Genomic DNA, 8,334 nt, shown 5'->3' on the forward strand with positions numbered 1-8,334 from the left:
ATTATTCATCAGATAGTATCTTTTATTTAAAAGTGATATTATTAGTTGTTAAACCGAAAAAATATAATAAATCACAGAAAGGAAATTATAAAAATTAACTAATTGATGGAGAAAATAGGTTAATTTTTAATTTTAAAGATACTATCTGATGAATAATGCAAATAAAAAAATCGCTCTTATAAGCGATTACTTTAATTTATATTTAATTACTTTATTTATATTTTTTATAAAAAATCAACTTTTTTATTACTACCAAAAATAATGTACTTGATACAAAATATAATTTTATACTATGTAATTATATTTTACTTTTTGAAAAAATACAATATAATTTAATAATAAATTTAAAAAATATTAATGTGAGGGCAATGATGGCAAAAAAGAAAAATATTTTTAAAGAATTACATCAATTAAAACAAGAAGAAAAAGAAATTCATGAAAAAAAAGTTAAAGAAATTGTTGAGGAAACATACCATAATCAAACAATAAAATTAGAAACTTATCAAAAACTAAAAAAAATTACTTGATATCATTATTTAATTGCTATTTTAACTAGTGCAATTTTACTTGGAATTAGTTTTTTATTAGGAATTTTTGCCTTTAAAGATATTAAAAAAACAGAATGAATTGTTGTTAGCTTCTTTGTTTTAATTTTATTAATCTGATTAATTTTAGGATGATATAAAAATAAGCAAGCCGCAGCTTACTTTAATAATCATTGTCGTCGTTACCAATCTACTTTAACTGATGAAGAAGCAATAATTAAAAAAAATCGAAAAATATTATTAATTATTGCTGGAATATTATTAATTTCTTCCCTAATTATCTTTTTTACTATATGTTATGTGAAGTAATAACTATAACCTGCTCTTCAACTTACAACTCACTTACAAACCTCGTACAATTTATAATTTAACTAACCAACTCTAAATTAAAATTTACACAAAAATGCAAACAAATCATTGACAATATGACTATTTATATTAAAACTATAAGCAAAGTAATTATAAGAAAAATTTACAATATTTTCATCCTGACATTTAACTTTTGAGCAAAATAATTCTACAACAAAAGATTGTTGCTTTTTAATGAAATTAACTTTATATTTATATCTCTTATCATTCATAAATGTGAAAAACTTACTTTTTAAATTTAGTGTATTCTTAAAAAATTAAAAATAAGTTTAAAGATTGACAACAAGGTTATTATTTCTCCTTTTTTTCTAAAACACTAGCACTCTTAACTAATTCATCAAAATTTGTTTGATTCATATTAAAAACAAGATTACCATTACTATATGTTTCTAATTGATAATAATGTCAAAAATCCATTGTTACTTTCGCAAATTCTTCCAATTGTTGGTCAACTTTATCTTTTGGTACTAGGATATTAACAGGTGTTTTTAATTTCTGGCCTCTATACCCTCCTTCCTCATTCAATAAAATATTCTCAATGAACATATCCTCCAAATTAATATATGTTGGGACTCCTCTTACATAATAATCACCTATTTCTTTAAAAGAATATTTTTGTTTATAAAATTTTAAAAAGTTTTCCTTGGTTAATTTGTTAGGATTATATCCTTCCTTTGCTCATTTTAATACTGAATGGTCTTTATAAAAGTATTCAGTCTGATGGAAAATATTATGCATTATGCCACTAATATTATTAAATCTATTAACTCAATAAAACATAATTTTTTTCTCTTTTACTTTTTGTTCAATAAATGAACGAAATACATAAACCAAAGGCAAATCTAGATAACTACTAAATTCTGTGATAATAATTTTATAATCTAGTTTTTTCAAAATATTATCAATAAAAATAGAAAAATATTCTGCAAGTTGTTTTATAATATTACGTAAAATATCAATATTATTACCAATAACTACGTTTTTATTAATGTTATCCTGCACTGGGGATAATTCTTTAAAGCGCACTTCATAAGCAATATTAACCTAGACTCTAATTCCTAATACTGCTTGGGGAGTATCTTCTAATAGTTTTGCTATGTTCTCAAAATTAATATTATACAAAGTAAATGAAATATCATTTTCTCCTAAGAACAATGGCATTGTATCAACATAATAATTTGAATATCGATCTTGTAAATCTTGATTCAAATTATTAAACTCTGCTTTAAAACCAACAAGCAAATGATGTAAAAAACGATATTTACTAATTGCTGTGCTCGTTAAAGTTAATAAACCATCATTTTTTGTTTTTAACTCTGCGACTAGTTCTTCAAATGATGATATTTGCTCTGGATATTCCTTAAATAATATCAATCATTGTTTTTGTTTGTCATCATGTTGATAAAGTTTGCTTTGCTTCCTTTTTTATTTGATTTAAAATTTCAAGATCTTGATGACCTTCCATTTCATCCTCTTCAGGCTCATGTTTTGCTCGCACTGTACAACTAACAACACCCAAACTACTACCGAAACCTAAAACAAAAACACTAAAAAGTGTTAATAACCGTTTCATCTAATTGCCACCTTCTTTTTGTAAGACACTTTTAATTATACTTATTTAAAAAAAAAAAAAAAAAGCACCTTAGTGTTTTTAACAACCAAGTTGCTTAATATAAATATTTTTAAAAATAATTTGTCTTAACTATTTTCTTTAAAAGCAATGACTTCTATTTCTATTAAAGCTGCTTTTGGTAAAACTTTAACAGCAAAAGTACTACGTGCCGGTTTATGCTCTTTAAAAAAGGATTCATAAATTTCATTAACAACAAAATCATTAATATCACTTAATAAAATTGTTGTTTTAATAACATTATCCTTAGTATACTTTGCAAGGGTTAAAATAGCATTAATATTTGCTAATACTTGTCTTGTTTGATCACTAATATTATCAACTAAAAGCATTGTTGTAGGATTTAATCCTAATTGTCCAGAAATATACAAAAACCCATTTGCAAGTTTAATCGCTTGGGAATATGGACCTACGGATTGTGGTGCTTGAACAGTATGAATTAATTCCATTATGGTGTAATTGAATTAATAAATTCTTGTTCCATTACCGTATATCCTGCTTTTTCCAAATCAACAACAATCTTTGTTAATTCAATCCTCATATTAATATCAATTACTAAGCGAATAATTTCACGATTAATTTCAAGACTATTTTCTAATTGTGAATCAAAAATTTGATAAATTTGAACACCATGCGAATCAACAATATTAGTAATTTTACTAATATATTCTTTCCCTAACCTAATGGGGCATCAATTTTTAAAATAATTCGACGACATTGGTTAATTAAAGCACGGTTATTAATATTTAAAAATGTTGTTACATCAATATTACCCCCTGATAAAACACAGGCAATTTTCTTATTTTTAACATTTAATTTATTAAATAATACTGCAGCGGTTGTTACCGCACCAGCACCTTCAGCAACAATTTTACAATTTTCAAATAAAAATAAAATTATTTCTGCAATTTCTGCTTCTGAAACCAAAATAACATCATCAAAATATTTATTTAAAATTTTAAAAGTAATATCCCCACATTGTTTAACAACAATTCCATCAGCAATTGATAATTTACCTTGAACAGAAAATGGTTTATTCATTTTTCGTGCTTCATAATAACTTGGAACATTCTGTGTTTGTACTCCAATTAATTTGCACTTTGGATTAACTGCTTTAATATACGTGGCAATTTCGGATAAAATCCCCACCAATTGGAACAAGAACATAATCAAGATCTTATAATTCTTCAAAAATTTCAATGCCAATTGTACCTTGGCCACTAATAACATCAATGTCATTAAATGCATGAACAAAAAATTTATCTTCTGCTTTAGCAATTTCTAAGGCTTTTTTATTGGCATCATCAAAGAAATCACCATGTAAAATTACTTCAACACCATAATTTCTTGTTGCATTAATTTTACTAATTGGTGCTGTTTGAGTCATCACAATTGTTGCTGGTACTTTTAATAAATTAGCTGCAAAACTAACCCCCTTTGAATGATTCCCAGCACTCGCTGCTACTACTCCTTTTGCAATTATTTCTCTGGTTTAAGTTCCATCATTTTTGCTAACGCCCCACGTAGTTTAAATGAACCAGCCCGTTGTAAATTTTCTAATTTTACATATACTTTATTGCCAGTAATTTGACTTAATTTTGTTGCAAAGATCAATGGTGTTTTAATAATATGATTTTTAATTTTTTTATATGTACTTTCAATTTTTTCTTTTGAAATATGAAATTCCATACAATTTGCTCCTTTTTTAAAATAATTTGGACCTAGTTTAATTACAATAAAAAAATACTTTAATGCACATTAAAATATTTTTAAAACCTATCTTCTTTAATTTTGTTGCATAATCCTACTTAAAACTTATTCTAATTGATTAACCTTGTTGCTGTTTCTTCAACTGTTTCTTTCGTAATTTACGATTAGTGGTCATATTGGGAGGTAACGTAATATTTAATTTTTGTAATAAAAAATCAAATGAAAATTCAACTTCACTAATTTTAGCAATCTTAATCCGTTTTTTTAATGCATATTGAGTGACATAATATAAATGTAATGGTGAATTTAAAACAAAATTTAACGAATTATTTGCTCGATCATATCAATTTGGTATTCGGTTTAAATTAAAATAACGAATCATTGCTTGGGGATTATTAGTCACCAAATAATAACTATTTTTAATATTAAAAGCAGCTAATTGTCCCGTATAAATTTGTGTTCCATTCATTACCATTGTAAATTCATCAATATAATCCTTAATTTCATCTAGTAAATGGGATGAAAAAAAGACAGTTTTACCACGTAGTGTTAATTGCTTTAAGTAAAAAATAATTTTTTTTCGATTATTAATATCTAATCCTGCTTCTGGTTCATCTAAAATTAAGATTTCAGGGTCATGAATAATACCCTGAATAATCATTACTCTTTTTTTCATTCCTGATGAAAACGAATTAACATCTTTATCACGGTGTTCTCAAATTTCTAATGATTTCATTAAGTATTCAATTCGGTCACGAAGATATCTCCCCCGCAAACCATTTGTTTTTCCTAAATACTTTAAAAAATTATAAGAACTAATGTTTTCAGGAAAAGTAACAAACTCAGGAACATAACCAATCATTTTTTTCATACTAATTTTTGTTGCTTTTTTCCCAAAAATTGTAATATCACCCTTAAAACCTTTTAAACCACCAATTAAAGATTTAATAAAAACTGTTTTTCCGCTCCCAGAAGCACCTAAAATGGCGTGTAATTTTCCACGACTAACATTAAAATTAAACGGACCAACAATACTATTTTTAAACTTTTTACTAAAATTACGCGAAGCAATCGCAACATCGCTAAGTACTAATGCATTATTATTCATGCTTTAACATCTCCTTCTTCCTGCCTTAAGTAATATTTTTGCGACGTAAAATTAAATAAGCATTAACTAAAAACAAACCAGATATTCCTAAATAAATATATAACAATAAATTAATATTTAAGAATGGAGGCACAACAAGGTCAACCTTTTTATCTTGTTTTAATGATATTGGGAAATCTTGATAACTCATTAAATAATTATTTTGAACATTAAAATTAATGTTGCTTCGTTGAAGTGGTTCAAATCAAAATGGAACATATGATAAAGAACTTGTTCAAATTTGATTTCAATGTTCAATAATATTAATTTTAGAAATTAATTCATACGTTTGCATTAAATCATCATATTTTTGTCATTCTGTATTTATTTTAAGTGGCACAGCTTCAAGTAATTTATAATCCATTACTTTTTTTAAAATATTAATTTCAATTTCTCTTAAAACATAAAGTGTTTTAATTTCAAAACCATCCTCAATTCTATCTTCAGCTCCAAAATAATTAAGAATTCAATCTTGAAAGTCAGGACCATTATCATATTCGGAATCAGCTGGTGAAATTCCAGTCCGAGCAAATTCGACACGAAAAACATTTACTGGATTAAATCCATTTGGTTCTGACAATTTTTGGTTTTCGGTTCCTACCTTCCCATCAGATGATATTAAACTATAATAGGATTTATCTAAATCAAAGTAAAATAACGAATTTCCATTTAAATCATTTGTTCTAAGATACAACTCTCATGATTTTGCACTTTTTTCAATAAAGTTAATACAGTCAAGTAATTCTTGATGAATTTCATTATTTGGATCTAATTCTCCTGGTGATTTAAAAAAGAAATTTGTTGCAAAATTCAATTTCATTTTAAGATTACTTCCGCCAACTTTATTAATAATCTCAAAAATGGTTTCATCCTTATTATCATATTTATATTTTGTTATTTTATCTCACTTATTAAGTTGTTCAATTGTATAACTTTCTTCTTTCGGTTTTGTTAAACCTAATGATTGATAAAATTCTAATCGTTTAATTCGTAAACTAGGATCACTTGTAATATTTTCATAGTCGCGCGTTTTAAAAACTTTATCTAAATCATCGTAATCTCACGAATTATAAAAATCTCAAATTTTACTAGTCAAATTATTATATTTAATTAATTTTTTTTCTAAATTTCTTTTAAAATTAATTGTACTTTTAATAATAAGAACGGGATAATTTTGTTTAGTCATACTAGTTTCTATAAATGACAAATCAATTGTATTCGCTAAACTCATAATTAACGAATATGGCATCCCCCCAACTAAAAATAAACTACAGAAAATAACAACAATTAACAAAACTACTTGCGAATTTAAAAAAGTTACAGCAAATAAAATACCACTTGATGCAAAAAAAGATAATGCTAAAGAATACAAAAGTAATTTTAATAATAAATTTTGATAAACTTCTAAATATTCTGAATTATTATTAATTAAATAGCCAATATAACCAATTCCTAACGCAAACAAAATAATTGTTCCTAAGAAAAAGATAATCAAAATTCAAAGTGAAATTAATTTTAAGAAAAATAAAGTAAAACTAGAATATGGTTTGGAAATTAAGAGCAAATATGTACCATCTTCAAATTCTCGACCAAAAATTTTAATGATGACTAACAAAACAAACAATAATAATAAAATATTATTAAAAATAAAAACTCCATATTGAAAATTTTTTAAAAAATCGTAAATATTTGTTGAAGATAAAAAAAGAGTAATTGCAAGTGCAGCAAATAAAACAATTGACAACAACACTAAAACTCAAACTGCCATTGAACGGCGGATTTTAAAAATTGAAAATGATATTATTGAATATCATGAATTTGATTTACCTTTTCTAAGCATTCTATTCTCCATCTATTTTTTAAATTACTTAATTTATGCTTGTCAATTTTATAGCAGGATATTTGTACAATATATATTTTATCATTTTTTAATTTGTTTTACAAGTATAGGTGATTTTTAAATTGTAGAAACCACACACATTTTGTATTTTTGGTTTTTACAGTTTTGAACCAAAAATTTTTATAATATTTTTAATTAAGGAGTTGAAATTATGCAAACAAAACAATATTTTATTTTGCAGTCGCTAGTGAAAAAGTATGGTAAAGATATTGTTATTAATACTGTTAATAAGATTGCAAAAGATATTGAAATTAAAAAGTAAAAGAATAAATTATTCCGCTTAATTTATTAGCGGATAATTTATTCAGTAGTGTTTTTAATGGAGCGAAGCGACAACGAGCGGAGCGAGTTTGCAAATTTCAATTTTTTAGTTTTTAGAAAGGAGATGTATTATGCCAACTTGATTAACGACAATATTTAGTGTTGTTATTGTATTAGCAATTTTTCTTTATTTTGGTTTATTAATTTACCAAAAAATTAAACAAATTCGAGGAAAGAAAAAAGATAAAAAAGAAATTGAAAGAAAGGAGAGTAATAAATAATGTTAGGTATGTATTTAACAACAGCGTTTAATTTTTTAACAGCACCTACACCTAAAACTATGTCTGAGGGTATGACTGGTATTTGAACTGGTTTATCTAGTGCATTATGAAAAGTTAAAGAAGGTATAACAAATATTTTACCTGAGATAATGGTTTTCTTAGGTGAAGCGTGAATTATATTAATTCCATTTGCTATATTTTGTATTATTAAAATCTTAAACTTTTTCCGTGTTATGGTTAAAGGATTTTAATATTTATTATAATCGATCATATATCTTAGTTAAGGCACACTAGGAATTTTTAGTGAAATAATTGTTTTAATTGGTGATACCATTCATGATAATCAAAAAATAGATGGTATCACATTTGTAAAAAATGAATTTATTAAATAGAAAAATGAACTTATTATATTTACTATTAAAGTTCTTAATAGTTATTTTCAGTGTGCCAATTTTTATTATTTTTATATTTAACAATGTTTATTAACAATG

Annotated in this window: 10 protein-coding genes and 1 pseudogene; 3 read left to right on the forward strand and 8 right to left on the reverse strand. The window is 24.9% G+C overall.

Annotated features, from left to right (window positions below; all coding sequences use genetic code 4):
• Positions 1-371 precede the first annotated feature (371 nt).
• Positions 372-854, forward strand: coding sequence for a hypothetical protein (locus tag C6B38_RS07255; RefSeq protein WP_105299135.1), 483 nt, complete (start codon positions 372-374; stop codon positions 852-854).
• A gap of 77 nt (positions 855-931) precedes the next feature.
• Here C6B38_RS07255 and C6B38_RS12425 read toward each other — a convergent pair.
• From C6B38_RS12425 to C6B38_RS07295, 8 genes and pseudogenes are all read right to left on the reverse strand, one after another.
• Positions 932-2,487: pseudogene (locus tag C6B38_RS12425) on the reverse strand (hypothetical protein).
• Positions 2,488-2,612: 125 nt separating this feature from the next.
• Positions 2,613-2,993 carry a Rid family detoxifying hydrolase gene (locus C6B38_RS07265; protein WP_105299136.1) on the reverse strand — a complete coding sequence of 127 codons (381 nt, stop codon included), beginning with the start codon at positions 2,991-2,993 and terminating at the stop codon, positions 2,613-2,615.
• Positions 2,993-3,262, reverse strand: a complete 270-nt coding sequence (locus tag C6B38_RS07270) for a hypothetical protein (protein WP_105299137.1) — start codon at positions 3,260-3,262, stop codon at positions 2,993-2,995. Before C6B38_RS07270 ends, C6B38_RS07265 begins: the two co-directional genes overlap by 1 nt.
• Complete coding sequence (locus tag C6B38_RS11995) at positions 3,220-3,693, reverse strand: pyridoxal-phosphate dependent enzyme (protein WP_162475933.1); 474 nt, start codon at positions 3,691-3,693, stop codon at positions 3,220-3,222. Before C6B38_RS11995 ends, C6B38_RS07270 begins: the two co-directional genes overlap by 43 nt.
• 28 nt (positions 3,694-3,721) lie before the next feature.
• The gene (locus tag C6B38_RS12000) at positions 3,722-4,027 is read right to left on the reverse strand and encodes a pyridoxal-phosphate dependent enzyme (protein ID WP_105299139.1); all 306 of its coding nucleotides are present in this window, start codon (positions 4,025-4,027) and stop codon (positions 3,722-3,724) included.
• Positions 4,024-4,233, reverse strand: a complete 210-nt coding sequence (locus C6B38_RS12005; protein WP_105299140.1) for a pyridoxal-phosphate dependent enzyme — start codon at positions 4,231-4,233, stop codon at positions 4,024-4,026. The genes C6B38_RS12000 and C6B38_RS12005 overlap by 4 nt, the downstream gene beginning before the upstream one ends.
• A gap of 139 nt (positions 4,234-4,372) precedes the next feature.
• Positions 4,373-5,362, reverse strand: a complete 990-nt coding sequence (locus C6B38_RS07290) for an ABC transporter ATP-binding protein (protein WP_105299141.1) — start codon at positions 5,360-5,362, stop codon at positions 4,373-4,375.
• A 25-nt stretch (positions 5,363-5,387) separates the two neighbouring features.
• Positions 5,388-7,241: an ABC transporter permease gene (locus tag C6B38_RS07295; protein WP_105299142.1), complete on the reverse strand. Its 1,854-nt coding sequence runs from the start codon at positions 7,239-7,241 to the stop codon at positions 5,388-5,390.
• A gap of 452 nt (positions 7,242-7,693) precedes the next feature.
• Here C6B38_RS07295 and C6B38_RS07300 point away from each other — a divergent pair, with 452 nt between their 5' ends.
• Together C6B38_RS07300 and C6B38_RS07305 are read left to right on the forward strand one after the other, a co-directional pair.
• Positions 7,694-7,843 carry a hypothetical protein gene (locus tag C6B38_RS07300; RefSeq protein WP_071890527.1) on the forward strand — a complete coding sequence of 50 codons (150 nt, stop codon included), beginning with the start codon at positions 7,694-7,696 and terminating at the stop codon, positions 7,841-7,843.
• On the forward strand, positions 7,843-8,094 hold the full coding sequence (locus C6B38_RS07305) for a hypothetical protein (RefSeq protein WP_071937131.1): 252 nt from the start codon (positions 7,843-7,845) through the stop codon (positions 8,092-8,094). The genes C6B38_RS07300 and C6B38_RS07305 overlap by 1 nt, the downstream gene beginning before the upstream one ends.
• The last annotated feature ends 240 nt before the right edge of the window (positions 8,095-8,334 follow it).

The sequence above is a fragment of the Spiroplasma sp. ChiS genome (assembly GCF_002968355.1).
Taxonomy (GTDB): Bacteria; Bacillota_I; Bacilli_A; order Mycoplasmatales; family Mycoplasmataceae; genus Spiroplasma; species Spiroplasma citri.